Below are 26,828 nucleotides of genomic sequence, written 5' to 3'. Positions count from 1 at the left end.
CTGGTCACTCCACCCGCTCGGCCGCCGCCCGCAACTCCTCGAGCCGTTCGACCGGCCCGACGTCGGCGAGGACGACCGCTGCGAAGACGGCCTCGCCGTCGGGTCGCGGTGCGTCGCCGCCGAGCACCACTCGTCCGCCGATGGTCGACTCGAGGGCCCGTCGCCCTTCGGCGATTGCCTGTCGGTTGAGCCACGCCGGCGGCCCGCCGACGATCAGCAGCGCCCGTTGGGCGCTCTCGGGATCGCACTCGAGCGTGAGTTTACCGTGAATCCCCTTTCGAATCACCGTCTCGATCGCGCTGACCGCGCTGCTCGTCTCCACGTCGGGTTTTGCGGAAAAGAGACCGAGACCGAACCGCGAGCCGCCGGTGTCGACGTCCTGTTCGCCGTAGCCGAGCGTCACGATCGCCGTCTGGCTCCCCATGACGCGGCCGACGTCGCTCGCGTCGATGACCGTCTCGGCGATCGTCTCACCCGATCCGGCGCCGCCGGCACCGGCGGCGAAGAACGCCGATACCCGTGTCGCCAGTTCTCGGTTGCATCGCTCACGTCCCTCGACGAGACTCTCACCGGTGCGCAGCCACCGGTCGTTGTCGAAGCAGATAACCGCGCTCGCGAGGCCGTCGAGTCGCTCGAGCGTGTGGACCGCGTTCGCCGCCGCGTTCGGTCGCGACGGTTCGGCGGCCCCGGCGGCGGGGGCGGATTCGCTCGAGTGACTATCGCTTTCGGCCGCTCCGTCACCTCCTCGCTCGAACTCGCGGTCGGCCGGCAGCGTCGCGAGGACGTAGACCGGCTTGTCGTACTGCCGGTGGAGCGTCGCGACCAGCGCGGGGGCCGTTCCGCCGCCGGTCGCGCCGCCGAGACCGACCGCGACGAGGAAGGCGTCCGCCGCCGTCGGCGTTCCCTCGTCCAGCGCTCGATCGAGTTCCTCGACGTGTTCCTCCCCGACTTCGAAGCCGCGCTGGAGATCGCCGCCGAGTCCGCCGTCGATCCCGTCGCCGTATCGATAACGATGTGACTCGGGAACGGCGGTGTCCGCCGTCTGCGTTAGCAGTTCGTCGGTCGTATCGAACGCGAAGACGTCCTCGATGAACGAGTGCCCCGACGGCTCCGCGGCCCGGATCGCGCCGGCGATGCGACAGCCCGCGCCGCCGATGCCGATCACCTCGAGTTGCATACTACTCCCCTCTCACGTCGAGACTTTCACGTTTCCGTTCGTCGGAGACACTAGTAGCGTACGAGTTCCTCGGGACCCGGATCGGCGGCTCGAGACACGACTCATTCCTCGTACGGGCTGCCGTACAGTCGTCTCAGGGCGTCAACCGCTCGAGCGACCACCAGTCGATCCCGCCGGTCTCGCCGACCAGCGCGAACACCATCGTCTTGCGGACGCCGTGGGCCAGCCGAACGTCCAGCGCGAGGTCGCGGGGCTCGAAGACGTAGTCGTCGGGATGGACCCGAACCAGCAACTCTGAGTGTCCGAGATTCTCCACCGACTCCACCTCGGCGTAGGTCCGGAAGTCCGCGCCGAACTTGTAGCCCGTTTTGGGGACGACGCCGCGCTCGCGCAGTTCGGTGTAGACCGCCAATCGACGCTCGAACCGCTCGCCTTCGACCTCGCGACCGCGTTCGCGGACCGTCGACGGCTCGAGGTCGATCGCGTCCCGTTCGGCGAGATAGGCCGCCTCGAGCAACGACAGCTGCAGGGTGGGCTCGTCGTACTCTCGGCCCTCGAGCGGCTGGCCGTAGAACGTGGTTTCGTAGAGGGAAAGCGGCGGCTTCCAGACGACCACGCGATCGGCCAGTAGGGTGGCCTCGCAGTCGTTCGGAAGCGAGGCGTCGGCCACCGACGCGCCCGTCGGATCTCGCCGGGAGACCTCGAAGTACGTAATTTCGCTCTCCTCGTCGACGACTGCGAGGACGCCGTCTCCGAGTTCGTCTGCGGGAACGTCGGTCCGCTCGCCGATCACCCGCAGTGCGTACTCCACCTCGCCGTCGCCGGGGCCCTTGCCGCGCGGAAAGACCGCGAAGTCCGCCTCTCCTGTCGGGGGGTCGGAAACCCACGGCTCCGCGGCCGGCGAGAGGTAAAACCCTCGCGATCGAAGGTCCGCGTAGACGAGAAACCGAACGCCGAACTTCGCGCCGGGCTCGCGGGCCACGAACTCCCGGAACGTGAGGCGCTCGCCGGTCGCGTCGTCGACGACCGCCTCGAGGTCGCCCCGGTAGAGCAGGTGGGCCGCCTCGATCGGTGCGAGGGCGATCTCGTTGCCCTCGAGCGGATAGCCGTAGCCCCGCGAATCGTGATAGCGCTGTCGTGCGTCGCTCCCCACGCGGACCACGCCCCGCTCCTCGTCGAATCGCCCCTCGAGTGTCATAGTCGGGTGTTGGCCGGGCGGAACTAAGGGGCTGCGGATCGCTTGCCCATCGATCCCGCTTCGGCTCTCGTCCGCGGACGGATTCGGATCGGCGGGCCACGACTCATACTGTCTGCACTACGTCATTACCGATGGGACCGCAGGACGGCTTGCGGTCCCACCGGCAAATCGGTACAGCAAACCGTATCAATCGTCCGCCGCGGACTCGGCCTCGAGCGGCTTCGCGATCCCCTTCTCACACGTCGCGTCGAGACACCGGGAACCGCTCCGCGTTTCGAAGGTCGGGAGCCCGCAGCCGCACTCGCCGTCGACGACGCCCGCGGGGACGGCGAAGCCGGTGTCGCAGTCGGGGTAGTGCTCGCAGCCGGCGATGAGACCGCCGCGCCGGAGGATCCGAAGGTCGCCCTCGCAGCCGGGTTCGGGGCAGTCCCACTCGCGGTCGAACGCCTCTCTGACAGCCGCATCGAGCGACTCACAGCCCCGGTCGAGACAGACGTCGAAGGCGAGACCGCGCTCGACGCGCATCCGGGGCAGCCCACAGTCACAGTTACACTGTTCCTCACGGATCGTTGCGTCCGCGGGAACGCCGTAGCGGTCGCCACAGCCGACGCAGTGAACGCCCTTTGAGCGGACGAGCGCACTACCACAGTCCGGACACTGACCGACCGGCGTCCCGGCCGTCGACGCCGGGTAGTGGGCGAACCCGTCCTGCTCGTGGGCGGCGATGCGCAGCGTCTGGGTGCCCTTCTTCGCGACGAGCGTGAAATCGTTCGCGCGGTCGCTCGAGACGCTGTCGGCTCGAGTCAACCACGCAACGGGCTGGTAGCCGTCGGTATCGTGGACCAGCACGCTGTTGTCGGGTTTGACGATCGTCGTTACCCGACCGCGGTACTCCTCGCGGTCGGTGCCTTCGGCGATGACGGTACAGTCGCCCGCGAGCACGCGGATCGCGTCGTCGATCATGGACAGTCTGGCCGCGGAATCGTATATAAACTCAAGGTCGGTGGGGAAGGAACGAACGAGGGCCGTGGGTAGGCGACGGACGGGACGGCACTCGACGCTCCTCGTTATAGTAACAACTGGAACTGTTTACACACTGGTCGGATAGCAGTCATGCGATCAGATGTGCACTGACTTCCAGTGGCTACTATAGTCGTCTCGTTAGTCGTCGGATTCTTCGTCCGCGCCGTTGGCCGCTGCGGCCTCGAGGGCCGTCTCGACCCCGCTGACCAGATTGGATGCCGTGGTGCCACCCTCGTCGCGCCAGTGGACGTCGCCGGTGCCGTCGACGGCAATGGTCGTCGGGGTCCCGACGACGCCGTGAGCGTCGAACAGCTGCCCCGACTCGTCGATCCCGACGGGCCAATCCCCGTCCTGTTCGACCCACCAGTCGGCGAGTTCAGATTCCGACAACTGGGATCCGGCGGTTCCGTTGATGACGGTCATTACGAGAATCTCGCCATCGGGACCGACGTCGTAGGCGTCCTCGAAGTGGTCTTTGGCGTCGCCGACGTGTGAGAGCATTCCTCGGCTGGTCGGACACGTCGTTCGGATGAAATTGACGAGTTGCACCTGCTCAGCGGTGGGCACGCTGACCGTCCCGGCGTCGCTGCCCGGCGCGTCGACGGTCGTGACGTCGAACGGTGGCTCGTCTCGATCGGGAGCCGTTTCGTCTTCGTCCGACCCGCTGTCGAGGCAGCCGCTGATCGTCGTTAGCGTCGCGGCTCCCGCGATCACTCGTCGTCGTCTCATGTCTCTTCAGTCGTTGCGGTCCGCTCGGTCGCTCCGAACCGGAACTATCGGCCCGGAGGCAGGTGTTTGTTTCCCTCGAACGCGCCGTTGTGCCGTCGCCCTGTCCCCGGCTACGCCGCGCGTCCGGTCGGGAATCACATCTTCTTTGGTATCGCTCTCTGGAATGCACTCCATGGAACGGTTCGACGACGAGAACACGTCACGGTCGCGCCGAATCGACCACCTCGAGGACGAGGTAGCGACGCTCGCGCGGGACCTCCGAGCGGCCGATGAGTCCGGCGACGAGTTTCGGGCCCAGTTCGAAGCCGTCGTCGGCGAACTCCAGGCGCTGCTCGCCGAACGGAACGGCGGCTACGGGACGATCAACACGCGATCGGGCGGGACGATCACGCCGCTCTCGGCCGACCCCGCCGACGTCTCGATCGACGATATCGCCCACGCGCTCGCCAATCTCACCCGGTTTACGGGCCAGGGCACGGAGCCGTACAGCGTGGCCCGACACTCGGTCCACGTCAGCCACGAGGTCGAGGCCCGCGGCGGCAGTCCGGCCGCGATCCGATGGGGCCTGCTCCACGATGCCACCGAGGCCTATCTCGCGAACGTTCCAGCGCCGGTCAAGGAAACGCTCCCGGGCTACACCCACGCCGAAGCCAGCCTCGCCGCGACAGTCAGAGACGCCTTCGATCTCGACCTCTCGAGCGCCGACGAGCGACTCGTGGATGCCGCCGATTCCGACGTCGGCCGGTACGAACTGGCCGTTCACTTCCCAGACGCCGGGCACGAGAAGCCGGCGCTCGAGTACGATCCCGGTGTGCTGGGTGGGGACGCGGCCGACGAACTGTTCTTGCGACGCGCTCGAGCACTCGGAGTCGAATGAGGGATCGACGAGATCGGACCGAGACCGCTGACGGTCAGCGGTCGGCGAAGACAAAATCAGACCGCGGGAGTCGATTACTTGAGCGCCGATTCGGCCATCCGCTGTGGGAAGCCGACGAGGAGTTGGATCAGTCCGTCGGCCTCCTCGTCATCACGGAGGTACGATCGGAGTCGCTGGCTGACCATCTCGACGACGACGATCAACACGAGCACGACGACGATACCCGCCATCATGTTCCCATAGGCACGGAGGTCCTGCTGGACCTGAATGATCACGCCGATCCCGCCACCGCCGAGAAGACCGAGCGTGACGGCCTGTCGAACGTTCACTTCGAAGATGTATAGCGTCCACGCGATGAACGACGTCTTGACCTGGCTGAGCATCCCGAATACGACTGTTTGGGACTTCGAAGCCCCAGTGGTTTCCATCGCTTCGATGGGTCCGTCCTCGACTTCTTCGAGTTCGTCGGTGAACAGCCGACCGAGATTCCCGATGGTACTGACTGCGATCGCGATGGTCGCCGTCACGGCCGACAGTCCCGCGAGTGGGATAAAGATCAGGAACCAGACGAGCGCCGGGATCGCACGGGAGATCCCCATGACCGAGCGGAAGATGAAATTAAACGGGTACGGGGTAACTCTCCCGCTCCCGAGGACACCCAACAGCAGGGCAAGTGGGATTCCCATGATCGTTCCGGCAAAGCCCATCGCGAGCGTGATCACCGACTCGAGCGGCAAGTTTCGCTCGACAATGAACTCCCAGTTCGGAGTGTAGTGGACGAGTCGATCGGCGAATCCCGGCAACTGCTGATAGATATCGACGACCGAGAACTCGATCAGCACCAGTGAACCGTAGAATGCGACAGCAAACGCGACCGACAGAAGGGCGTAGAGAACCCATCGAACGCGCCGTGTAAGTCGAATCTGTTCCAACCGCTGTTCGACCGATGGGTCCGTGCTCATTGTGCCACCGTCGTATCTGAATCGCCGCCGCCGAGGAACTCTTCCATGTTGATGCCGCCGTAGAGTTTGTCGATGACATCGAACGTCAGATCGTCACGGTAGCCGTCGAACACGACCTCCCCGTCCGCGAGCCCGATAAATCGCTCACCGAACTGACGGGCGAGATTGACCTGGTGAAGGCTGATCATCGTCGTCAGGTCCTCCTGTTCGGCCGCACCGCGGAGGTACTGCATCACCGTCTGTGCACTTCCCGGGTCGAGACTCGCAACCGGCTCGTCGGCGAGCAGAATCCGGGGCTCTTGAACGAGCGCCCGGGCGATGCCCACGCGCTGTTGTTGGCCACCACTCATTCGTCCGGCGCGTTGTTCGGCTTCGTCCAACAGTCCGACCATCTCCAGCGCCTCGAGAGCCTGGAGTTTGTCCTCTCGATCGTTGAATCGAAGCAGGCTCCGAGTGAAATCCGTTCGCCCCAGTGCCCCACTCAGCGCGTTCGAGTACGCACTCATCCCGCCGATGATGTTGTGTTGTTGGAACACCATCGCGACGTCGTTTCGGTGTGACGTTACAGGTTCATCGTCGACGATTACCCGTCCGTCCGTCGGTGTCGTGAGTCCGTTGATACACCTGAGTAGGGTCGATTTCCCCGATCCCGAAATACCGAGGACGACGGTAAACTCGCCCTCCGAGATCTCGAACGAAACGTCGTCAAGGGCGACGGTATCCCCAAACCGTTTTGTGAGGTTCTCTACTCGAATTGCGGACATTGTAAAGGTAGTATGGTGGTTGTCTTCGCTGCCTGTTTATCTATTCGTCGTCCTCTTCGTCAGGAGCGAAGTCTTGGAACTCGAGGCCGAGTTCGTCGAGGATGTCCTGGACGGGTTCGTAATCGTTCTGATCGGCTTCCTGGATGCCAGTAAACCAGAGTTCGTAGTCCTCGTCGACGTCGTCGGGGATTAGATCATCCTCGCTGGCGTCTAACAGTGCGGCTTCGATGTCGTCTCGCTCGGGATCGTCCCACTCGCTACGGGCCATAATCGGTGCTCGCGGGAGCGGGTCCGAAACGGCGAGCAACTGTAGTTCGGGGTTGTCGTCGTCGATGTCTCCACCAGCATCGTCGTACTCTGCAGAGTGTTCGACGAACTCCGGATAGTCGTCGAACTGTTCCTGTGGAATCTGTGGTGCGGAGGCGAACGCACCGGTTGCCGCCGCAACGATTTCATCGTCGTTGATCAGGCGTTCTCGCGACGTATCGTGGTCTGGTGCTGTTCGAAGCTCCAGATCGTTCGCGTCTCCGTCGGGGAAGTTTCCGATGTCGAGTCCCGCTTCGGAGAGCATTACGGTCGGCGAGAGTGTTCCACTGGTCGACATCCGCGCACCGGTCGTCATCACTTCATCCTCGAGATCGGACAGGTCGTCGATATCGCTGTCGGGCGTGGTCGCAATCGTCGAGAAGTACAGCGCGCCACCGAAGGCCGTTCGCATCCCGACAACGTCGGCGAAGCCGTCTCCGGCGGGTACTGCCGTCGGCGATGTGTCCGCAATATCGGCCTGGTCGGTCTCGAGTGCTTCGAGCGTCTCGACGTAACTTCCGGCACGGATGAGTTCGACGTCCGCTCCGGTCTCGTCTTCGAGATACTCCTTCATCGGCGTGTACTCTTCGACGATGTCCGTCTGTTCCTCCGCCGGGTTGAGAACGAATCGAACGCTGTCGTCGTCAGTGCTGCCGATACAACCTGCCAGTCCTGCGAGAGCGGCACCACCAGTTGCCGCCAAAAACGTTCGTCGTGTACTGTCTCCACACCGTAGTTTTCGCGCCATACATAGTACGACTATCCAACCACTATAAAAACAATGATAGTTCGGTCTCCCCGTGTCTATAGCTGTCTTACTATTCGAACTGATGTTTCTCACATCTCAGATAACTGATCGACTCCCCTGAATGACGGTTTCCTCTCGTTGTTTTCTTGTCGATCATGCAATTGTCTGGCGTATCAGGATAACGTGTCCGCTCGTTTGGTCAATGTGAACACAAAACATATTGATCCACTACAGCCGGGAAACCAAGATAACGCCAATTCCAAACCGTTCGGATTTAGTAACCGTCCGACTGACTGTCCGCTGTGGCCCGTCCAACGCTACTCGTCTACTGTGGACTGCCCGGTGTGGGAAAATCGGTCGCGTCCGCCTACGCCGCAGAACGGCTCTCGGCAACGCGGTATCGCAGCGACGCCGTCCGCAAGGAGCTGTTCCCTAATCCGTCGTACACCAGCGCCGAGAGCGCGGCGACCTACGCGGAACTGCTCGAGCGTGCCCGTACCGACCTCGAGTCCGGTACCGACGTCGTCCTCGACGCGACGTTTCGAACCAGAACGAACCGCGACCAGGCCGTGACCGTCGCCCGCGAGGCCGGGGCCGACGCGATGTTCGTCCACGTCACCTGCGCGCTCGAGGTCGTCGAGGAACGGATCGAAAGGCGGACGAACACGATCAGCGATGCCCAGTTCGAACAGCACCTGCAACTTCGCGAGTCGTTCGAACCGATCGAACGCGATCACGTCGTGATCGATAATTCGGGATCGCTCGAGGAGACCTACGCGCAACTCGAGCGAACGGTGCTGTGATCGTTCTCGGCTCGGACAGGCAGGAATGGCGGTGCTGTGATCGCTCCCAGCCCACCGGCTGGAGTCGAACCCGAACGGAATCACCGCGGCTAAGACACTCTGCTCGTGAGGACTACGTAACACCAGATGACGACGATCAAGGATAGCGTTCACGACTATATCGAACTCGATCCGACTGCGGAGGCAGTTCTGGATACCGCCCCGATGCAGCGCCTGCGGTCCGTGCGCCAGCTGAGTACCGTCCAACTCGTCTACCCCTCCGCGAACCACACCCGGTTTGAACACAGTCTCGGCGTCTATCATCTCGCCTCGAGCGCCGTCGAGAAACTCGATCTCGAGGACGATCTCGCGGATCGTCTGCGCGCGGCGGCGCTGGTCCACGACGTCGGCCACGGCCCGTTCGGTCACCAGACCGAAGCCGCCATCGAGCGCCACCTCGGCCGTCACCACGACGAAATCGAGTGGTTGCTCACGGACGGCGAACTCGGTGACGTCCTCGAGGCGCAGGGACTGGATCCGCAGGCGGTCGCGGCGACCGTCGACGGCCGCGGCCCGCTCGGTGAGCTCGTCTCCGGCCCGCTCGACGTCGATCGACTGGACTATCTCGTTCGCGACGCCCACCACACGGGCGTTCCCTACGGGACGATCGACCACGCGCGACTCCTCTACTCGCTGCGGATCGTCGACGGGAAACTCGCGCTCGAAGCGGGGGACGTCGCGACCGCCGAGAGCGCGCTAATCGCCCGGACGCTGATGAACGCGACCGTCTATCGCCACCACGTCTCGCGGATCGCGGGCGCGATGCTCGACCGCGCGAGCGAACGCATCCTCGCCGATGAAGCGATCGACGCGGATCGCTTCGCCCGGTTGACCGACGCGGAACTGCTCGCCACCCTCGAGGCTCACGGGCCGACGGCCGACGTCGCGACCCGCCTGCGCGAACGGCGACTCTACAAGCGAGCGATCTGGGCTCGTCGCGACGCCGTTCCCGACCGCTTCGTCGGGATCGAGTACGATCGCACGCGAGCCCTCGAACGAGAAATCGCCGATATTGCGGGCGTGGATCCCGCGGCCGTCGTCGTCGACAGCCCTTCCGAACCGAGTTCGCCCGAATCCAGGGCCCGAATCGTCGTCGACGGCGACCTTCGGCGGCTCGAGGAACGCTCGTCGCTGGTCGCCGGACTGGACGCCTGCGCTCGCGAAATCTGGCGGCTCGGCGTCTACGCGCGCCCGGACGTTCTCGAGCCGGTTCAAGACGCGGCGTCGTCGGTACTCGAGGTCGAGGCCGACGTAGTTCCGTAATCTTCTCTCATTCGCCTGAGCCGGGCGTTTCGGCGTCGTCCATCCGCCGTTCGTACTTCTCGAGCGCCTCCTCCAGCGCCGCGTCGGCGTCGACCTCGAGCGAGTCGGCGAGCGCGAGCGCCGCGAACAGTACGTCGCCGAGTTCGTCCGACTCGAGGTCGATATCGGCGGGCGACTCGCCGTAGTCGGTCGACGCGTTCGCGTCCTTCGCGAGTTCGCCGACCTCCGAGACGAGGTCGAGCAGTCGGAACTCGGGCGGCGTCTCGAGGTCGTAGTCGTCGACGAATTCGGCGACGGCTTCCTGAGAGTCGTCCATACGAAACGATCGGCGATCAACGGCAAAAATCGAACGAAACCCGTTTGACCCAACGCCCAACCGGTCAGCAGAGAAGAACGCACAATTGACATCCTCCTCGCCGTGAACGACGAGGATTCCTTACGCGTGGCGTCGGACCCGCTGGTTCGAGCCACGGCAACGAGGCGGTGTTCGACGCGCTCACCGAGATTGCGTCGGCGGACGTCTATAGTAGCGACTGAAACGAATGACATACTGATCGCGAAGCCGTCTTGCGATCAGGTGTGCACTGACTTTCAGTCGCTACTATAGGACCGGGTCTCGCGCATTCGCCGTCCCTCGACGCTCCGTCCCTCCTGCTGTCCGTTCCAGCAAAACACGTTTCTTCCGCGCGGTCGACGATCTGTTATGGCCGAAACAACCGCCGAAATCGTGCTGTTCGAAGGGTTCGACGAACTCGATGCGATCGGTCCGTACGAAGTGCTCGAAAACGCCGCCCAGGCCGGCGCACCGCTCGAGACGAGCCTGGTGACGCTCGAGGAGACTGATATCGTTACCGCGAGCCACGACCTGCGCGTCGAGTCCCAGGGCACCCTCGGCCAGCCGGACATCTTGATCGTCCCCGGTGGCGGCTGGACGACGGCCAACGAAGGCGTCCGCGCGGTCGTCGACGACGGAACGTTGCCGGACGCCGTCGACGAGTGTTACACCGAAGGGGCGACGGTCGCCTCGGTTTGCACCGGCGCGATGATCCTCGCCGAAGCGGATCTGCTCGAGGGCCGGCCCGCGGCGACCCACCCGGTCGCGGAGGACGACCTCGAGGACCACGCGGCGAACGTGGTCGACGAGCGAATCGTCGACGACGGCGACGTGCTGACCGCGGGCGGCGTCACCTCGGGGATTGACCTAGCGCTGTGGCTCGTCGAGCGCGAGTTCGGCGAGGACGTCGCCAGCGAGGTGAGCGAGGAGATGGTGTACGAACGCGGCGAAGTGTTCGGCTAGTTCGGTTCGTCTCGAGGGTTGGTAGACGACTGGAACGACCGAATGTGGCCGAGCGATGGTGACGCTTGCTCGAGTCCGATTGCTCCTTGCCAAACGGCTATCCGTGACGGCCGGGTAGGCCGCCCCATGAGCGCAGTGCTGTTCGATATGGACGGCGTTCTCGTCAACAGCGAGGACTATTGGGTCGACTTCCAACGCGAAGACATCCTCCCCTGGGTCGTCCCCGACCAAGATGTCGACGTCGCCGAGGTGAGCGGGATGAACTACCGCGAGATATACGACTACCTCGAGAGCGAGTACGAGACGGCCGTCTCGCGCGAGGAGTACGTCGATCGCTTCGCAGCGGCCGCCGAGGAGATCTACACCGAACGCGTCGACCTGCTCGACGGCCTCCACGACCTGCTCGCGACCCTCGAGGACCGAGGCGTCACCACCGCCGTCGTCTCCTCCTCGCCCCACGAGTGGATCGGCCGGGTTATCGACCGCTTCGATCTCGAGGGCGAATTCGATCGCGTGATCAGCGCCGACGACATCGAGGCGGCGAGCAAGCCGGAACCCGACGTGTTCGAGTACGCGGCCGACGAGGTCGGCGTGCCCACGGGGGAGTGCGTCGTCGTCGAGGACTCCGAGAACGGGATCGAGGCGGCGGCTCGAGCCGGAACGGTCGTCGTGGCCTACCGGATCGACGCCCACGGCGACATCGACCTTTCGCCGGCCGACGAGGTGGTCGAGATGGCCTCCGAGTTGCGAGAGACGGTCCTCGAGCGCGCGGAGTAACGGTTTACTCTCGTTACTGCTTTCGCTTTCAGTTCTTTAGGAATCCGCGAGTAGATGCCGTCAACGATCCGGAAACGGGGGGACCGGAGAGGCGAGAGTCACCGAACCGATCCGTCCCGTACCGTAGTCCGTCTCTGTCTCGAGCGCGTCCAATCGCTTCAGTCGCGACGGAACACGTTGTAAAGCCAGCCGACGACCACGCCGAACACGAAGCCGTCGGCGGCCCCCCAGACGATCCCGGCGAGGGCCCCCTCGTCCCGCTCGAATCCGGGGTACATGTCGGCGAACAGTACTCGCCATCGCTCGGCCATGCCGAACCGCGAAACGATGCCGATGAGGCCGATGCTGGCCGCCATCGTCGTCCCCAGCGCGAAGCCGAACGCGATCGGGTCGAGTCGTTCGCTGTCCTCGTCCATCGAATCCATCGCGGGTGCCGGATCCCGCGGCTGATTCTGCGATTGCATCACGATATAATCGTCTCCCGTCACTGAAAGTACCTCGACCCGCGTGTTCCGGGTTCGGGGAGTGCCGGACTCGGAGGCGTACTGCTACCGCGTGCGTGCTACTCGACGTCGACTCGCCGCTGGTCCTGGATCGGGAGCAGCGGCTCTTCGGGGAAGGCGACGCTGACCGTGTACTCGAGTTCGGCGGCGTCCGCGCCGAAGACACCGACAGGAACGGTCTCCTCGCCGCGGAGGTAGGTGCTCGTACTCGTCATCTCGACGCTGTCATCGGGACCGTCGGCTCCCGATCGACTCGAGGGAGCGTTGCTCGGTTGGTCGTTGACGGTCACCCGAATACCCGCCCGTGCGGGTTCGCCGACGTTTCGGATCGTCACTTCGCAGACCTCGTTCTCGCCCGTCGCGATCGTTTCGGGGAACTCGCCCCAGTCGACCTCGACCGAGGGCAGCGATTGTGCGCCCTCGTAGACGGGTTCGGCGACGCCCTCCGAGAGGCCGGCCGCGACGAGGCCGTCGATCCCGGCCGAGACGATGTCGCCGGGCGTCGTCAGTTCTTCTGCCGCCAGTTTGCTCGCCCGCCCCGGACCGACGCGATCGATCGCCGTCAGCCCGACCGCGTCCTCGGCGACGCCGTTCTCGATACGGGCTTCGACCCGGCGGGCGAGGTTGGCCGCGTGCGGCCCTGCAAGCCGATCGAGGAACGCACCCAGCGCCGAGATCAGTCGCGTCGCGTTGCGCCGGATCACCCACGCGTCGCTGGCGAGTTCCGACGGCGTCGAGCCGTTGGCGGCGCTCCGCAGGATCGCAAGCACCTTCCGCTGGCCGGCTTCGAGGTCGCCGGTCTCCCGGCCGACCAGTATCGCGTTGATCGCGTCGCGCTCGGACTGTCTGGCGGAAACCGAATCGAACTCCTCCGCGGTCGCGACCGCCTCGAGAACGTCGTCGGGCGCTATCTTGCCCGCACCGTCGTTCACCCGGTCACACAGGGCTGCGAATCGGGCCGCCGTCTCGAGGCGCAGGTAGTACTTCGAGGCGAGCACGCCGCGCGGGGTCGCCTCGATCGAGAGGTTCGCCGAGTCGCCGATTTCGACGAAGCCCCGGTCGACCAGATCCTCGAGGCAGTCCCGGACGCGCTGGCGAAGGTTCGGAAAGTCGTACGCCTCGGGTTTCGACTGGCCGCGGACGTAGTAGAACGTCGTCTCGAGCCAGTTCATCACCTCCTCGAGATCGGTGATCGTCCCCATCGCGATTTCGGCGTTGAGGTGGGTCTCGAGGCTCTCTGCGAGGCGGGATTCGATCTCTTTGCCGTCCCGAAGCAGTCGGCGGTACTTGTCGGCTTCCGCGCCGTCGCAGACGACCCAGCCGTAGCCGATGTCGTCGTACCCCGGCCGTCCCGCGCGCCCGAGCATCTGGAGCACGTCGAGCGGGCTCATGTCGACTTCGCCCTCGAGCGGATCGTGGACCTTCGTGTCCCGAATCACGACGCAGCGGGCGGGGAGATTGACGCCCCAGGCCAGCGTCGACGTCGAGAACAGCAGTTCGATGTGGCCCTCCTTGAACCACTGTTCGACGAGGTCGCGCTCGTCTTTCGAGAGCCCCGCGTGGTGAAAGGCGACGCCGTCGAGGACCGAATTGCGAAGCGTGTCGTTGTCGAGGGCCTCCTTCGACTCGTCGTGGAACTCGATGTCGCCCCGGACGCCCATCGGAATGTCCCGCTCGGCGATCTCGTCTCTGGCCTTCTTGGCCGCCTGCACGGTGTCCTGTCGGGAGGAGACGAAGACGAGCGTCTGACCGTCCTCCCTGAGGTGGGGTTCCGCGAGGTCGAGCGCGCGGTAGAGTCGGCGGTACTTGTCCGCAAAGGAGTTCTCGCCGTGCGTGTACGTCTTGACGCCCGCGTTGAGATCGACGGGGCGGTACTCCTCGCCGAACTCGAAGGTCGTCTCGTCGGGCGCGTCGAGCCACGCCGCCACGTCGGTGACGTTCGGCATCGTCGCCGAGAGCGCGATGACGCGGGGATCACAGAGTCGGCGCAGACGAGAGATCGTAACCTCGAGCACCGAGCCTCTGCGATCAGCGTCGAGCAGGTGGACTTCGTCAATGACGCAGACGTCGATGTCCGTGACGAAATCGTAGCGTCGAGAGTCGTGTTTGCGCGTCGCCGAGTCGAGTTTCTCGGGCGTCATCACGAGGATGTCCGCGCGCCGCGCGCGCCGCGGGTTCAGGTCCCGCTCGCCGGTGACGACGTACACCGAGTAATCCAGGCTCTCGAAGCGGTCCCAGTCGTCTTCCTTTTCGTTCGTCAGCGCCCGTAACGGGGCGATAAACAGGGCGGTCCCGCCGTCGGCGAGCGCCTTACAGATCGCCAGCTCCGCGAGCGCGGTCTTGCCGGAAGCGGTCGGCGCGCTCGCGACCACGTTATCGTCGGACTCGAGTAATGCGGGCAGTGCCTCGCGTTGCATTCGGTTGAACTCCTCGAAGGCGAAGGCGTCGGCGAATTCGGGGAGAACCTCGGCGACCTCCATCACACGGAAACGGGGGGTGGCAGGTCAAAGGCGTTTCCTTCGAGTCGCGGCGATGCGTGGGGCGGTGATTTGAGGCGCGAGATTCGAGTCGCGGTGGCTCGACGACTGGCGTCTGTACGCTGGTTCGACTGTCGGGCCGTCCGGTCGTCCAATCGTCGAGTCGCCGTCACCGCCCGCCGATCGAATCGCGTCGATCACCGACCGGCGACCACGGCGGCGAGCACGGCACCGGCGGTCGCGAACACCAGCGGGTAGAGAATACCGCCGAGGACGATCGCGGGAACGAACTCCGGCGCGATCGAGCCGGCGGCTTCGATACCGAAGATCGTTCCCTCCGAACTGGATTCGGCGACGAGTGCGCCGAGTCCCATTACGACCGCGTAACCGATCGTCACCGGAACCCCGGCGATGACACCCTCGCCGATATCGGTGACGTTCCATTGTATGGCCAGAAGGGCACCGATCCCGAGAAGCACGAGCGGCGGAACCACGTACAGCAGCGTCGCGCTCGAACTACTCGACTGCGCGATGAAGTCCGCAGTGCTCGAGCCCCCGAAGGAGCCGAACGAGCCCGTGGTCTCGATGTCGACCATGTGGGCGTTGTAGAAGTACCAGGCGACCCCCTTCCACTCGGTAACCTCCCCGTCGAATACCTCTCGGACCTCGCCGGCGACCAGTACGTACGTCACGAGATAGCCGATCGCAGCCGCGAGGACGCCGAGTCCCGCACTCGCCGCGATGCTCGAACCGCGCGACACCTCACGGCCGTCGTTGGCTGTCGACAGTTGTGACGCCATTGTGTCGATCCGGATGTCGGTTTATCTAATGGGCTTTGTGGTTTAACTCGAAGATATTCCCATCTATCGGGTATTTGCCACCCTACTCGTGTCATTCTAGACCGCGCAGAAAACGCTGATCCGTTCGCCCTTTTCGACTTACAGTCTCACTTCACCGGCGTTGATCTTCCCCGCCTGGATGTAGGCATCGGCGGCGGCAGCGATGTGAATCAGCGGTGCCATGAACATAATGATGAATCCGATGAGGAGGAACATCATAATTACAGTGAACACCCAGAACGCGAAGTATATGCCGAGGAAGGCGAGTCCGCGAGAGGTTTGTCCGTTGTAAATCTGTCCGACACCCGGGATGAGGAACGAAATGAGCGCTGCGAGCACTTCGTTTACTTTTTCGTCGTTCGTGGTTGCTCCTGCGGTTGCTTCTGCCATTAATGGATACCTGTTCCAATCACTAATGACACTTGTATATAAGTTTTGGTAAAATTGAATGTCTCTACGTCAATCACCTCTGTGCAACCAGATACAAGTCGATGTCGGGTTTTCGAACGGTCGTAGCCGCAGCCCTCCGTCCACTCCCGAATACCGTCGATCTCCTGGAATTCATACTGTTGGACAGAGCGACGTGAAGCCGATCATTCTGCTGGAGTCGTCACCGTGGGCGACGACCCGAATTCACGATCGGCTTTGTATTGACTGCTGGCCGGTAGTATTAGACGACCGACTCGTCGGTCGTCGTGTTCTCGAGTTGGTCGCTCAACAGTTGCGAGGCGCGTTCGGGATTCGAAACCCGCTCGAAGGTGAGTTCGGGTTCCCCCGAGCCGGCGGTGTAGACGGTCAGGTCGCCGTACCCGAGCGCGCGGCCGGTCACGCTCTGGCTGAGGCTCGTATTCTGGACGCGATCGAGGCGGAACTGGGTGACGTCTCTCGAGACGACGCCGTATTTCTTGTACAGCTCCGAGGTCGTGATCACGTAGCGGGTGTTCGTCCAGACGAGGTAGCGCGCGCCCGCCAGCGCCGTGCCGGCGATCCCGACGAACAGGCCGGCGACCGTCAGGAGGCCGACGCCGTCGGACGCGGTCCAGCCCGCGAGGACGAACCCGACGAGTGCGAACGCGATCCCGACCGGGAGCCCGAGGCCCATCGTGATCGGATGGGGGCGACTCTCCCAGACGACGTCGTCGTCGTCGCTGAGGTGAAACCAGTCGGGGGTCGTGCTAAAGGCCATCAGTGGTGACTAGTCTGTTCCGCTGGATAAAGCTATCAGGTGGTTACGCTCCGTAATCGGCACGTACGCGGGAGTAGTGGGTACGATCGGGCGATCGGAGACGGCCGCGGCGTGATTGAGTCCGGAGGCGACCGACTCGCAAAATCACCACCGTTTTTCACTGCGCACTCCATTGTCGAGGTATGAGCAGCGCACGCAAGCCCGAGTGGCTGAAGATGCGGCCACCGTCGGGTCGGGAGTTCGCCGACATTCGAGAGACGCTGCGCGAGCGCAACCTTCACACCGTCTGCGAGGAAGCGAACTGCCCGAATCTCGGCGAATGCTGGTCCGGCGGGGCCGGGACCGGCAACGGGGCGGGCGGGACGGCGACGTTCATGCTGATGGGGGATCGCTGTTCTCGAGCCTGCAACTTCTGTGACGTCCAGACCGGTGGCATGGAACCCCTCGATCCCGAGGAACCCGCAAACGTGGCCGAGGCGGTCGCCGAAATCGGACTGGACTACGTCGTCCTGACCAGCGTCGACCGGGACGACCTGCCCGACCAGGGCGCGGGCCACTTCGCCGAGACGATTCGCGAGATCAAGGATCGCCACCCGGGTATCCTCGTGGAAGTGCTGATCCCCGACTTCCAGGGGGAAGCACACCTCGTGCGCAAGATCATCGAGGCCGACCCGGACGTAATCGCCCACAACGTCGAAACCGTCGAGCGACTGCAGTTTCCCGTCCGCGACCGCCGCGCCGGCTACGAGCAGAGTTTGAGCGTCTTGGAGCAAGTCGAGCGGGAAAGCGACATATACACCAAGACCTCGATCATGCTCGGCCACGGCGAGTACGACCACGAAGTTTACCAGACGATGGCCGACCTGCGCGAGCGCGGCGTCGACATCGTCACGCTCGGGCAGTACCTGCGGCCCTCGCGGGATCACCTCGAGGTCCGGCGCTACGACCACCCCGACAAGTACGAGACGTGGCGACGCGTCGCCGAGGAGGAGTTAGGGTTCCTGTACTGCGCCAGCGGCCCGATGGTGCGTTCGTCGTACAAGGCCGGCGAACTGTTCGTCGACGCCGTGTTGCGGGAAGGAAAGAGCGTGGAGGAAGCTCGAGCCGAGGCTCGCGAGTCATCAACTGCAGAATCGGTGCAGTAACCTGCGCGCTTGCTTCGTGTGGATCAGTATCTGACGGCGACCTCCTCGAGTGCTTCTGAGCCGGTCTGCTCGAAGACATTTTAAACCAGTCGCAAATCGCCTCCCGGGTGCGCCGGAAAATCGGTACAGCAACCCGTCTGATCCGATTGGGGCGACTGCGATTGCGGAAACTACTTTCGACGCACGTCCAGTTTTCGGTTGAAAACGGTGGTGAAAATGTCGTTTATCTACGATGCCGGATATGGGGTGACGATTGTCCACTCCTTCACCACATCATCGGCCTCCTGTAGTGTAGTGTTGCAATAATTCCGTCGTTAGTAAACTATTTACGAAAATTCTATACCCGGTGCTGTTCAATCCCACGAGTATGCGAAGGTGGGCCTATCCGTGAGTATGTTACAGCGCGAACCCGACGACCGAGTACAGATACTCGACGAAGACGGCCGAGTGCTCGAGGACGCCGACGTCCCCGACCTGACCGAGGACGAACTCGTCGAGATGTACGAACAGATGCGGTTAGTTCGGCACTTCGACGAACGGGCGGTGAGTCTCCAGCGGCAGGGACGAATGGGGACGTACCCGCCGCTGTCGGGTCAGGAAGCGGCCCAGATCGGCAGTGCCCACGCGCTCGATCAGGATGACTGGGTGTTCCCCAGTTACCGCGAACACGGAACCGGATTAGTTCGCGGAGTGTCCCTGGAGCAGACGCTGCTCTACTGGATGGGTCACGAACAGGGCAACAAGATCCCCGAGGAGGCGAACATCTTCACCGTCGCGGTTCCCATCGCGACCCAGATCCCCCACGCAACGGGGGCTGCCTGGGCCTCGAAATTGCAGGGCGAGGACAACGCGTTCCTCTGTTACTTCGGCGACGGCGCGACCTCCGAAGGCGACTTCCACGAAGGCCTCAACTTCGCGGGCGTCTTCGACACGCCGAACGTTTTCTTCTGTAACAACAACCAATGGGCCATTTCGGTTCCGCGCGAACGCCAGACGGCGAGTGATACGCTGGCCCAGAAGGCCGAAGCCTACGGCTTCGAGGGCGTTCAGGTCGACGGGATGGACCCGCTCGCGGTCTACAAAGTTACCCGCGACGCCGTCGAGAAGGCCAAGAATCCGGGCGAAGGCGAACTCCGACCGACGCTGATCGAGGCCGTGCAGTACCGCTTCGGTGCGCACACGACGGCTGACGATCCCTCGGTCTACCGCGACGAAGACGAGGTCGAAGAGTGGAAGGAAAAGGACCCGATCCCGCGTCTCGAGTCGTACCTCCGAAACGAGGGGATACTCGACGACGAACGCGTCGACGCGATCGAGTCGCGCATTCAGGGCGACGTTGCCGACGCGATCGACAGCGCGGAGGCAGTCGACCGTCCCGATCCCGAGGAGATCTTCGCCCACGTGTACGAGGGCATGCCTCGACGGCTCGAACGGCAACTCGAGTACTTCGAATCGATTCGCGAACGACACGGCGACGACGCACTTCTGGAGGGATAAGATGGCAGCAGAGACACAATCCGACGCAGATACCGAGAACCTCACGCTGGTACAGGCGGTCCGAGACGGACTACACACGCAGATGGAGCAGGACGACGACGTCGTCGTCATGGGCGAAGACGTCGGCAAGAACGGCGGCGTCTTCCGCGCCACAGAGGGGCTGTACGACGAGTTCGGCGAGAACCGCGTCATCGATACGCCGCTCGCGGAGTCGGGTATCATCGGGACGGCGATCGGCATGGCCGCCTACGGGATGCGTCCCGTTCCCGAAATCCAGTTCCTGGGGTTCATCTACCCCGGATTCGATCAGATCGTCTCCCACGCGGCGCGCCTGCGAACGCGCTCGCGCGGCAGATACACCTGCCCGATGGTCATTCGAGCACCCTACGGCGGCGGCATCCGCGCGCCCGAACACCACTCCGAGTCTTCGGAGGCGATGTTCGTCCACCAGCCCGGACTCAAGGTCGTCATCCCCTCGACGCCCGCCGACGCGAAGGGGTTGCTGACCAGCGCGATTCGGAGCCCCGATCCGGTGATCTTCCTCGAACCGAAGCTCATCTACCGCGCGTTCCGCGAGGAGGTCCCCAACGAATCCTACGAAGTACCGCTCGGTGAGGCGGCCGTCCGCCGGGAGGGAAGCGACATTTCGGTCTACACGTGGGGCGCGATGACCCGACCGACTATCGAGGCCGCAGAGAATCTCGAGGAGGAAGGAATCGACGCCGAGGTGATCGACCTGCGAACGCTGTCGCCGCTGGACGAGGAAACGATCGTCGAATCCTTCAAGAAGACGGGTCGCGCCGCGGTCGTCCACGAGGCCCCCAAGACGGGCGGACTCGGTGCCGAGATCACGGCTACCTTACAGGAGGAGGCGCTTCTCCATCAGGAGGCACCGGTCGAGCGAATCACCGGGTTCGATACACCGTTCCCGCTGTACGCGCTCGAGGACTACTACCTGCCGGAGCCGGCTCGTATCGAAGACGGCATTCGAAACGCTGTGGGGTTCTAGCATGGTCAGAGAGTTCGAACTACCGGACGTCGGTGAGGGTGTTGCGGAGGGGGAACTGGTCACCTGGCTGGTCGACGAGGGCGACGAGGTGTCAGAAGATCAGCCGGTCGCGGAGGTCGAGACGGACAAGGCACTCGTCGAGGTTCCCGCGCCGGTCAACGGGACGGTGCGCGAGCAACACTACGAGGAGGGCGACGTGATCCCGGTCGGCAACGTCTTCATCACGTTCGACGTGGAAGGCGAGGCCGACGAAGAACCGACCGAATCGGCCCAAGAGCAGGCGAGCGAGCCCGCGGGTGTCGATTCGCCGGACGCTGCCCAGGCCGACGATGCCGACGGCGCAGCCGGCAGCCCGGGTGCAACCGGGGCCGACGCCGAGGAGACCGCGACGCCCCAGGATCGAGTCTTCGCACCCCCGCGCGTACGACGCATGGCACGCGAAGAGGGACTCGACCTCTCGCAGATCCGTGGCAGCGGACCCGGTGGTCGGATCACCGCTGCCGACGTACAGGCTGCAGCGGGTGCCGGGTCCGCCGGCGGCACGCAGGAACAGGCCCAGGCCCAAACTCAAGCCCAGACGCAGGCCCAGACCCAAAGCGAAGCGGAGACCGAATCGTCACCGGCAGCCGACGACTCGAGTCGCTCACAGTCCCGAAGCACAAGTCCCAGTCCGGGTTCGGCGCAGGTGGAGTCGGCCGACCGCGACAAGACCCTCGCCGCCCCCGCGACGCGGCGAATCGCCATGGAGGAGGGCGTCGACATCGACGCGGTGCCCACGGACGAGCAACGGGACGGCGAGGCGTTCGTCACCCCCGAAGCGGTCCGTGAGTACGCGGAGATGCAGCGCCAGGCCCAGCAGGCCGATCGGGAAGCGATCGAAGCCGGTGAGCCCGTCGACGGGACTGGGTCACAGTTCGCCGAGGGCGAGCGCGAACGGCGGGAACCGTTCAAGGGCGTGCGAAAGACGATCGCCGACGCGATGGTCGAGTCGAAGTACAGCGCGCCCCACGTCACCCACCACGACGAGGTCGACGTCACCGAACTCGTCGAGGCTCGCGAGGAACTCAAACCGCGGGCTGAGGACCAGGGGATCCGGCTGACCTACATGCCGTTTATCATGAAGGCAGTCATCGCGGCGCTGAAAGAGTACCCCGAGATGAACGCGGTTATCGACGACGACAACGACGAAATCGTCCACCGAAACTACTACAATATCGGCGTCGCGACCGCGACCGACGTCGGACTAATGGTCCCCGTCGTCGACGACGCCGACCGAAAGGGGCTGCTCCAGCTTTCCTCCGAGATGAACGAACTCGTCACGAAGGCCCGCGAACGCTCGATCAGTCCCGACGAGTTGCGCGGCTCGACGTTTACGATCACGAATATCGGCGGCATCGGCGGCGAGTACGCCACACCGATCCTCAACTATCCGGAGTCGGGCATTCTCGCCGTCGGCGAGATCAAGCGCAAGCCACGCGTCGTGACCGACGAAACCGGCGAGGAATCGATCGAACCCCGATCCGTCATGACGCTGTCGCTGTCGTTCGATCACCGACTGATCGACGGTGCAGTCGGCGCACAGTTTACGAACACAGTGATGGAATACCTCGAAAACCCACGCCTACTACTGCTCGAATAATGTTACACAACACTACGAACATGAGTACCGCGAGTCCGCACGGAAGGGAGGGAGCCAACTGATGGTCGTCGGAGACGTCACGACCGGAACCGACGTCCTGATCATCGGCGCGGGGCCCGCCGGCTACGTCGCCGCGATCCGTGCCGGACAGCTCGATCTGGACGTCACGCTCGTCGAAAAGGACGCCTACGGCGGTACCTGTCTGAACCACGGCTGTATCCCGTCGAAGGCGCTGATCACGGCCACGGACATCGCCTACGAGGCCGGCAACGCCGAGGAGATGGGTATCCACGCCAATCCCGCGATCGATCTGGCGGGCATGGTCGACTGGAAAGACGGCGTCGTCGACCAACTCACGAGCGGCGTCGAGAAACTCTGCAAGGCCAACCAGGTCAACCTTCTCGAGGGAACCGCCACCTTCGCAGACGAGAACACCGTCCGCGTCTCTCACAGCGGCGAGGGACAGGGCTCGGAAACGCTCGAGTTCGAGAACGCGATCATCGCGACGGGCTCTCGCCCCATCGAGATTCCGAACTTCGAGTACGGCGATGAGCCGGTGCTGAACTCGCGTCAGGCGCTCGCCCTCGACACCGTCCCCGACTCGATGGTCGTCGTCGGCGGCGGCTACATCGGGATGGAACTGGCGAGCGTCTACGCCAAGATGGGAACCGAGGTGACCGTCATCGAGATGCTCGACTCGATTCTGCCGGGGTACGACGACGATCTGAAACGGCCGGTCAAACAGCGGGCGAACGATCTCGGGATCGAGTTCCACTTCGGCTACACGGCCTCGGAGTGGCAGTACGCGGGTGAGGGTGACGGCGACAGTATCCAGGTCATCGCCGAACCGGCCGAACAACCCGAAGCGGACGGCGGAAGCGAGGTGCAGGGTGAAGCCGCGGGCGATCAGGCCGACGCCGCCGAGTCCGAAACGCTCGAGCTCGACGCCGAAAAGGTCCTCGTCGCCGTCGGTCGCGAGCCCGTCTCGGACACGCTCGACCTCGATCAAGCCGGCGTGGACGCCGACGACCGAGGCTTCATCGATACCGATTCGCGCGCACGCACGAACGCCGATCACATCTTCGCCGTCGGCGACGTCGCGGGCGAGCCGATGCTCGCCCACAAAGGCAGTATGGAAGGGCAGGTCGCCGCCGAGGTGATCGCCGGCAAACCCGCTGCCATCGACTATCAGGCCATGCCCGCGGTCGTCTTCACCGACCCCGAAATCGCAACCGTCGGGATGACCGAATCCGAAGCCGAGGAGGCCGGCTTCGAGACCGTCGTCGGGAAGTTCCCGTTCCAGGCCAGCGGGCGCGCCCTGACGACCGGCGACTCCAGCGGCTTCGTCAAGATCGTCGCCGACGACGAGGACGGCTACGTCCTCGGTGCCAGTATCGTCGGCCCCGAGGCCTCCGAACTGATCGGCGAACTCGGCCTCGCGGTCGAACTCGGTGCGACGCTCGAGGACGTCGCCTCGACGGTCCACGCCCACCCGACGCTCTCGGAATCCGTAATGGAGGCCGCCGAGAACGCCCTCGGCCATGCGATTCACACGCTCAATCGGTAATCGGGTGCCAATCCCGGTTCCAGTCTGGAACGGGTATCGATAACCGGCAATCGGAATCGGAACCAGAGGACGGCTCATACGGTTTACTGTAGTCAATTATCGCCGATCACCGACCTCGTCCCTGGTGATCGGCGGTACATAGTTACAGCAAATCCGTATCACGATCTCTCTTCGGATCCGACGGGTTATCGCCGATTGCCGCCGTTCACCGTTCTCCTTCCCGTTCGGTGGGAACCCCTTTCACAATCTCCCGCTCGATGGGAACCACCTTAACAACCCTTCATTAGGCGGTGCCAACAGTCGGATGAGACCAAGACCATGACATCTAACCGCTCTCCCCGACTCCGACGCCGCACCGTCCTCTCGCTCGCCGGCACCGGTGCGCTCGGTGCACTCGCCGGCTGTACCGCGATGCTCTCGAACGAGGATGACGATGGTAACGGCGACGCCGAATCCGCCGAGAACGGAAGCGACGGTGACGACGGACCGCTAACCGACTATCAGTACACCGAACCGCCACAGATTGTCGACATCGCCGAACAGAACTACGAATCGACGCTTCGGACCGTCCCCGCACGTCACCAGTTCGTCACCGACGACGCCGCGGGCGGTCCCCTGGAACTCCCCGAAGTATGGGCCTGGCAAGCGGACGACTTCGCCCCATCGGTTCCCGGACCGATTTACCGCATGTCCGAGGGCGACACGTTCGAACTCACCTACGATAACAGCGAACACAACCGCCCCCACACCGTCCACGTCCACGCCGTCGGCAAATCCTGGGAGGACGACGGGGCACCCGTCAGCAACCGCACCCACGTCAGTGCTGGCGAGAGCCACACCTACACGCTCGAGGCCGACGTCCCCGGAACCCACGTCTATCACTGCCATTATCAGACGCACAATCACCTGGATATGGGGATGTACGGTATCCTCCGTGTCGATCCGGAGGACTACGAGCCGCCGGACCGCGAGTACTTCTTTACGCTGCGAGACTGGGACACCGATCTCCATGACTTCGAGGCGGGCGGCGACGCTGACTACGATCCGGTCAATCGGTCGCCCGACGCGTACTCGCTCAACGGCCGCAGCGCGCCGACGACGTTCCACCCCGAAGACGGTACGCCGCTGATCGTCTCCCAGGGCGATACCGTCCACCTCAACATTGCGAACAACGGCTACGAGTCACACCCGTTCCACACGCACGGCCACCGCTTCACCGTCATCGAAAAGGACGGGTCGCCGATTCCCGAATCGGCCCAGTACGACGAAGACGTCATCAACATCGGTCCCGCCGAGCGGTACACCCTCGAGTTCGAGGCCGATTCCGATCCCGGTATCTACCCAGCCCACTGCCACAAGGTCCACCACGTGACCAACCAGGGCAGCTACCCCGGCGGTATGGCGACTGCTATCGTCTACGAAGACGCGATGGAGACCGACGAGTTCGCAGAAATCATGGACGACGCCGGATTCGAGGGCTAACCCCTCGGGCTCATCTAGTTTTCTTCAGGGGTCTCATACGCTTTTCCGGCTCCTTCGACCCTCTTCCGGCTGTTCCGACTCTTCCGTGATTACTGGACGTACAACGAATACGCGATCACGAGGAACCCGGCCAGTACGAGCAAGCTCTCGAGCAAAATTCCCATAGCGAGTTGAACGCCGAGCAGTTCGTACAGCATCCCCGCGAGAACGAGCCCCAGCGTCACGAGTCCGAAGCCGCCGGCGAGTAGACCGAGTGCCTGCTGTCGAGTCCGGCGATAGGCTTTGAACGCGAAGTACGTGATCACGCTCCCGACCACGAGAACGAGCGTCTTGACGACCGCCAGCGCAAGTGCAATTTCGGTCGCACCGGTATGGTGTGGGCTCATGTTTCCTTTCGTACCTCCGACCACAGTTCCGCAAGCCGTTCGTCCGCCGTTCGGGCCGGTCGTTCGATCTGGACCGACAGCGATCGATTCTCGTCTAACCCGAGCGTGATCTCGTCGAACGCGATCGCGTACTTGCTCGCGTGATGTCCGTCCTGACGAATCTCAGTCGACTCCTCGAGTAGCGTCGAGTCAGTTAGCAGCTCCAGTTTTCGATACAGCGTCGATTGTGGGATTTCACACCGTTTCGTTAGCTCAGAAGCCGTCATGGGTTCCTCGAGATTCCGGATAATCTCACGACAGTCGGGATCGTCGAGCGCAGAGCAGATCTCTTCTGCTGACGGGGTTGACTCCGAAGCGATCGGGTCCCGGACCATTCGTTTGTCTCTTACAACGCACGTGGTTTATCGGCATCGATGCATTCGCCTCCGTACCGACCTGTTCCCGAACTGATTCGGTCTGTCTGTGTGTCCGAATTCGGTCCTACCGCGACGGTGTCACGAAGCCTTCTTGCGCATGCACGCTCGAGTACCATCTACGCGGGTCTCATTCGGTCCGACCGCGTCTACAAGGGCGGGATGATCGACCGACCTCCGCCCGCGTGACACTCTACTTCGCCGAGTCGGATGGCTCTCATGGGATCGAGTGCCGACAGTATCTGTGAGTATCACTCAAACCTATGAGTGGTGGAAAACCGTGCCATGGTATCGGGTTCCGATGGCTCTCTTATTCGACGGCCTTATGTATGGACTCGGACTTCCGTACTAATGCGAACGACGTGGCACGCGACGCTACGTCCCCTCCGGCCGTGTTCCGGCACGGAGGTAGGTACAACATCCGCCCTCGTACGCGGCTCATCGGTTCGGTCCGATGATCTTATACGCATACGGGCATTCCGAACGTGATACGCTCGTGGCCGGTTTCACCGGCCACAGTTATCCGGTGCCCTTATACGTGTCTGGGCGTTCAGTTCGGATCGGAAACGCGTCGCCGGCTGCGGTTTCCGGTGAGCTCCGATCCGACGCCCTTATATGTACGAGGGCATTCGGATGTAAATGCAAAGAAGAAGTGATCGACGGAACGTTCAACTCGTTCCGTCATCTCGGATCACTCGAGTCCGAAGGGGTTATGTACCCCA

Annotated in this window: 26 protein-coding genes; 11 read left to right on the top strand and 15 right to left on the bottom strand. The window is 63.6% G+C overall.

The window, feature by feature from the left end; translation table 11 throughout:
• Positions 1-4 precede the first annotated feature (4 nt).
• From GS429_RS10990 to GS429_RS10970, 4 genes are all read right to left on the bottom strand, one after another.
• Complete coding sequence (locus GS429_RS10990) at positions 5-1,177, bottom strand: FtsZ/tubulin family protein (RefSeq protein WP_160065408.1); 1,173 nt, start codon at positions 1,175-1,177, stop codon at positions 5-7.
• Positions 1,178-1,310: 133 nt separating this feature from the next.
• Positions 1,311-2,375: a tRNA-intron lyase gene (endA, locus tag GS429_RS10985; protein WP_160065407.1), complete on the bottom strand. Its 1,065-nt coding sequence runs from the start codon at positions 2,373-2,375 to the stop codon at positions 1,311-1,313.
• Positions 2,376-2,561: 186 nt separating this feature from the next.
• Positions 2,562-3,338 carry an endonuclease NucS domain-containing protein gene (locus GS429_RS10980; protein WP_160065406.1) on the bottom strand — a complete coding sequence of 259 codons (777 nt, stop codon included), beginning with the start codon at positions 3,336-3,338 and terminating at the stop codon, positions 2,562-2,564.
• Between the two features lie 198 nt (positions 3,339-3,536).
• On the bottom strand, positions 3,537-4,127 hold the full coding sequence (locus GS429_RS10970; protein WP_160065404.1) for a TlpA family protein disulfide reductase: 591 nt from the start codon (positions 4,125-4,127) through the stop codon (positions 3,537-3,539).
• Positions 4,128-4,299: 172 nt separating this feature from the next.
• Between GS429_RS10970 and GS429_RS10965 the strand changes: the two genes are divergently transcribed.
• Positions 4,300-5,004, top strand: a complete 705-nt coding sequence (locus tag GS429_RS10965; protein ID WP_160065403.1) for a hypothetical protein — start codon at positions 4,300-4,302, stop codon at positions 5,002-5,004.
• A gap of 74 nt (positions 5,005-5,078) precedes the next feature.
• Here GS429_RS10965 and phnE read toward each other — a convergent pair whose 3' ends face one another.
• The 3 genes from phnE to GS429_RS10950 are packed head-to-tail and all read right to left on the bottom strand — an operon-like array spanning position 5,079 to position 7,784.
• Positions 5,079-5,966 (bottom strand): phosphonate ABC transporter, permease protein PhnE, encoded by an 888-nt coding sequence (gene phnE, locus GS429_RS10960; protein ID WP_160065402.1) that lies wholly within the window; start codon positions 5,964-5,966, stop codon positions 5,079-5,081.
• On the bottom strand, positions 5,963-6,730 hold the full coding sequence (gene phnC / locus GS429_RS10955) for a phosphonate ABC transporter ATP-binding protein (protein WP_160065401.1): 768 nt from the start codon (positions 6,728-6,730) through the stop codon (positions 5,963-5,965). Before phnC ends, phnE begins: the two co-directional genes overlap by 4 nt.
• Positions 6,731-6,770: 40 nt before the next feature.
• Positions 6,771-7,784, bottom strand: a complete 1,014-nt coding sequence (locus GS429_RS10950; protein WP_160065400.1) for a PhnD/SsuA/transferrin family substrate-binding protein — start codon at positions 7,782-7,784, stop codon at positions 6,771-6,773.
• A 302-nt stretch (positions 7,785-8,086) separates the two neighbouring features.
• Here GS429_RS10950 and GS429_RS10945 point away from each other — a divergent pair, with 302 nt between their 5' ends.
• Together GS429_RS10945 and GS429_RS10940 are read left to right on the top strand one after the other, a co-directional pair.
• Positions 8,087-8,587, top strand: coding sequence for a P-loop nucleotide/nucleoside kinase family protein (locus GS429_RS10945; RefSeq protein ID WP_328821354.1), 501 nt, complete (start codon positions 8,087-8,089; stop codon positions 8,585-8,587).
• 126 nt (positions 8,588-8,713) lie between these two features.
• Positions 8,714-9,889: an HD domain-containing protein gene (locus GS429_RS10940; protein ID WP_160065399.1), complete on the top strand. Its 1,176-nt coding sequence runs from the start codon at positions 8,714-8,716 to the stop codon at positions 9,887-9,889.
• A gap of 7 nt (positions 9,890-9,896) precedes the next feature.
• Here GS429_RS10940 and GS429_RS10935 read toward each other — a convergent pair whose 3' ends face one another.
• Positions 9,897-10,205: a MazG nucleotide pyrophosphohydrolase domain-containing protein gene (locus tag GS429_RS10935; RefSeq protein WP_160065398.1), complete on the bottom strand. Its 309-nt coding sequence runs from the start codon at positions 10,203-10,205 to the stop codon at positions 9,897-9,899.
• Positions 10,206-10,592: 387 nt separating this feature from the next.
• On the opposite strand from GS429_RS10935, the gene GS429_RS10930 reads away from it, so the two are divergent.
• Positions 10,593-11,186, top strand: a complete 594-nt coding sequence (locus GS429_RS10930) for a DJ-1/PfpI family protein (protein WP_160065397.1) — start codon at positions 10,593-10,595, stop codon at positions 11,184-11,186.
• 126 nt (positions 11,187-11,312) lie between these two features.
• Positions 11,313-11,963: an HAD family hydrolase gene (locus GS429_RS10925; protein WP_160065396.1), complete on the top strand. Its 651-nt coding sequence runs from the start codon at positions 11,313-11,315 to the stop codon at positions 11,961-11,963.
• Positions 11,964-12,121: 158 nt separating this feature from the next.
• On the opposite strand, the gene GS429_RS10920 is transcribed toward GS429_RS10925, so the two are convergent.
• From GS429_RS10920 to GS429_RS10900, 5 genes are all read right to left on the bottom strand, one after another.
• Positions 12,122-12,427 carry a bacteriophage holin gene (locus GS429_RS10920; protein WP_160065395.1) on the bottom strand — a complete coding sequence of 102 codons (306 nt, stop codon included), beginning with the start codon at positions 12,425-12,427 and terminating at the stop codon, positions 12,122-12,124.
• Positions 12,428-12,525: 98 nt separating this feature from the next.
• On the bottom strand, positions 12,526-14,946 hold the full coding sequence (locus GS429_RS10915) for a DEAD/DEAH box helicase (RefSeq protein ID WP_160065394.1): 2,421 nt from the start codon (positions 14,944-14,946) through the stop codon (positions 12,526-12,528).
• A 194-nt stretch (positions 14,947-15,140) separates the two neighbouring features.
• Positions 15,141-15,743, bottom strand: a complete 603-nt coding sequence (locus tag GS429_RS10910) for a DUF7978 family protein (protein ID WP_160065393.1) — start codon at positions 15,741-15,743, stop codon at positions 15,141-15,143.
• 138 nt (positions 15,744-15,881) lie between these two features.
• A complete protein-coding gene (locus GS429_RS10905) occupies positions 15,882-16,172 on the bottom strand; it encodes a hypothetical protein (RefSeq protein WP_160065392.1) in 291 nt (96 codons plus the stop codon).
• A gap of 280 nt (positions 16,173-16,452) precedes the next feature.
• The gene (locus GS429_RS10900) at positions 16,453-16,968 is read right to left on the bottom strand and encodes a PH domain-containing protein (protein ID WP_160065391.1); all 516 of its coding nucleotides are present in this window, start codon (positions 16,966-16,968) and stop codon (positions 16,453-16,455) included.
• A 182-nt stretch (positions 16,969-17,150) separates the two neighbouring features.
• Between GS429_RS10900 and lipA the strand changes: the two genes are divergently transcribed.
• The 6 genes from lipA (at position 17,151) to GS429_RS10870 (ending at position 25,307) form a co-directional block, all read left to right on the top strand.
• The gene (gene lipA, locus GS429_RS10895) at positions 17,151-18,113 is read left to right on the top strand and encodes a lipoyl synthase (protein WP_160065390.1); all 963 of its coding nucleotides are present in this window, start codon (positions 17,151-17,153) and stop codon (positions 18,111-18,113) included.
• 387 nt (positions 18,114-18,500) lie between these two features.
• Positions 18,501-19,610, top strand: a complete 1,110-nt coding sequence (pdhA, locus tag GS429_RS10890) for a pyruvate dehydrogenase (acetyl-transferring) E1 component subunit alpha (protein WP_328821353.1) — start codon at positions 18,501-18,503, stop codon at positions 19,608-19,610.
• 1 nt (position 19,611) lies between these two features.
• Entirely contained in the window at positions 19,612-20,619 is a 1,008-nt protein-coding gene (locus GS429_RS10885; RefSeq protein WP_160065388.1) for an alpha-ketoacid dehydrogenase subunit beta, read from the top strand.
• A gap of 1 nt (position 20,620) precedes the next feature.
• A complete protein-coding gene (locus tag GS429_RS10880; RefSeq protein ID WP_160065387.1) occupies positions 20,621-22,258 on the top strand; it encodes a dihydrolipoamide acetyltransferase family protein in 1,638 nt (545 codons plus the stop codon).
• 61 nt (positions 22,259-22,319) lie between these two features.
• Positions 22,320-23,825 carry a dihydrolipoyl dehydrogenase gene (gene lpdA / locus GS429_RS10875; protein WP_160065386.1) on the top strand — a complete coding sequence of 502 codons (1,506 nt, stop codon included), beginning with the start codon at positions 22,320-22,322 and terminating at the stop codon, positions 23,823-23,825.
• Between the two features lie 318 nt (positions 23,826-24,143).
• Positions 24,144-25,307 carry a multicopper oxidase domain-containing protein gene (locus tag GS429_RS10870; protein WP_160065385.1) on the top strand — a complete coding sequence of 388 codons (1,164 nt, stop codon included), beginning with the start codon at positions 24,144-24,146 and terminating at the stop codon, positions 25,305-25,307.
• A gap of 89 nt (positions 25,308-25,396) precedes the next feature.
• Here the strand turns inward: GS429_RS10870 and GS429_RS10865 are convergent, their stop codons facing one another.
• Both GS429_RS10865 and GS429_RS10860 read right to left on the bottom strand, forming a co-directional pair.
• On the bottom strand, positions 25,397-25,693 hold the full coding sequence (locus tag GS429_RS10865) for a DUF7521 family protein (protein WP_160065384.1): 297 nt from the start codon (positions 25,691-25,693) through the stop codon (positions 25,397-25,399).
• Positions 25,690-26,067, bottom strand: coding sequence for a transcriptional regulator (locus tag GS429_RS10860; protein ID WP_160065383.1), 378 nt, complete (start codon positions 26,065-26,067; stop codon positions 25,690-25,692). The genes GS429_RS10865 and GS429_RS10860 overlap by 4 nt, the downstream gene beginning before the upstream one ends.
• Between the last annotated feature and the right edge of the window lie 761 nt (positions 26,068-26,828).

Origin of the sequence: Natronorubrum halalkaliphilum (assembly GCF_009834785.1) — an archaeon.
Classification (GTDB): Archaea; Halobacteriota; Halobacteria; order Halobacteriales; family Natrialbaceae; genus Natronorubrum; species Natronorubrum halalkaliphilum.
Note: the sequence above shows the minus strand (reverse complement) of the source record. Positions and strands in the feature narration are given on the sequence as shown.

Excerpts from the sequence above, each read along its gene's own strand:
- GS429_RS10990 (WP_160065408.1), bottom strand. The coding sequence starts at position 1,177 with ATGCAACTCGAGGTGATCGGCATCGGCGGCGCGGGCTGTCGCATCGCC.
- endA (WP_160065407.1), bottom strand. The coding sequence starts at position 2,375 with ATGACACTCGAGGGGCGATTCGACGAGGAGCGGGGCGTGGTCCGCGTG.
- GS429_RS10980 (WP_160065406.1), bottom strand. The coding sequence starts at position 3,338 with ATGATCGACGACGCGATCCGCGTGCTCGCGGGCGACTGTACCGTCATC.
- GS429_RS10970 (WP_160065404.1), bottom strand. The coding sequence starts at position 4,127 with ATGAGACGACGACGAGTGATCGCGGGAGCCGCGACGCTAACGACGATC.
- GS429_RS10965 (WP_160065403.1), top strand. The coding sequence starts at position 4,300 with ATGGAACGGTTCGACGACGAGAACACGTCACGGTCGCGCCGAATCGAC.
- phnE (WP_160065402.1), bottom strand. The coding sequence starts at position 5,966 with ATGAGCACGGACCCATCGGTCGAACAGCGGTTGGAACAGATTCGACTT.
- phnC (WP_160065401.1), bottom strand. The coding sequence starts at position 6,730 with ATGTCCGCAATTCGAGTAGAGAACCTCACAAAACGGTTTGGGGATACC.
- GS429_RS10950 (WP_160065400.1), bottom strand. The coding sequence starts at position 7,784 with ATGGCGCGAAAACTACGGTGTGGAGACAGTACACGACGAACGTTTTTG.
- GS429_RS10940 (WP_160065399.1), top strand. The coding sequence starts at position 8,714 with ATGACGACGATCAAGGATAGCGTTCACGACTATATCGAACTCGATCCG.
- GS429_RS10935 (WP_160065398.1), bottom strand. The coding sequence starts at position 10,205 with ATGGACGACTCTCAGGAAGCCGTCGCCGAATTCGTCGACGACTACGAC.
- GS429_RS10930 (WP_160065397.1), top strand. The coding sequence starts at position 10,593 with ATGGCCGAAACAACCGCCGAAATCGTGCTGTTCGAAGGGTTCGACGAA.
- GS429_RS10925 (WP_160065396.1), top strand. The coding sequence starts at position 11,313 with ATGAGCGCAGTGCTGTTCGATATGGACGGCGTTCTCGTCAACAGCGAG.
- GS429_RS10920 (WP_160065395.1), bottom strand. The coding sequence starts at position 12,427 with ATGCAATCGCAGAATCAGCCGCGGGATCCGGCACCCGCGATGGATTCG.
- GS429_RS10915 (WP_160065394.1), bottom strand. The coding sequence starts at position 14,946 with ATGGAGGTCGCCGAGGTTCTCCCCGAATTCGCCGACGCCTTCGCCTTC.
- GS429_RS10910 (WP_160065393.1), bottom strand. The coding sequence starts at position 15,743 with ATGGCGTCACAACTGTCGACAGCCAACGACGGCCGTGAGGTGTCGCGC.
- GS429_RS10905 (WP_160065392.1), bottom strand. The coding sequence starts at position 16,172 with ATGGCAGAAGCAACCGCAGGAGCAACCACGAACGACGAAAAAGTAAAC.
- GS429_RS10900 (WP_160065391.1), bottom strand. The coding sequence starts at position 16,968 with ATGGCCTTTAGCACGACCCCCGACTGGTTTCACCTCAGCGACGACGAC.
- lipA (WP_160065390.1), top strand. The coding sequence starts at position 17,151 with ATGAGCAGCGCACGCAAGCCCGAGTGGCTGAAGATGCGGCCACCGTCG.
- GS429_RS10885 (WP_160065388.1), top strand. The coding sequence starts at position 19,612 with ATGGCAGCAGAGACACAATCCGACGCAGATACCGAGAACCTCACGCTG.
- GS429_RS10880 (WP_160065387.1), top strand. The coding sequence starts at position 20,621 with ATGGTCAGAGAGTTCGAACTACCGGACGTCGGTGAGGGTGTTGCGGAG.
- lpdA (WP_160065386.1), top strand. The coding sequence starts at position 22,320 with ATGGTCGTCGGAGACGTCACGACCGGAACCGACGTCCTGATCATCGGC.
- GS429_RS10870 (WP_160065385.1), top strand. The coding sequence starts at position 24,144 with ATGACATCTAACCGCTCTCCCCGACTCCGACGCCGCACCGTCCTCTCG.
- GS429_RS10865 (WP_160065384.1), bottom strand. The coding sequence starts at position 25,693 with ATGAGCCCACACCATACCGGTGCGACCGAAATTGCACTTGCGCTGGCG.
- GS429_RS10860 (WP_160065383.1), bottom strand. The coding sequence starts at position 26,067 with ATGGTCCGGGACCCGATCGCTTCGGAGTCAACCCCGTCAGCAGAAGAG.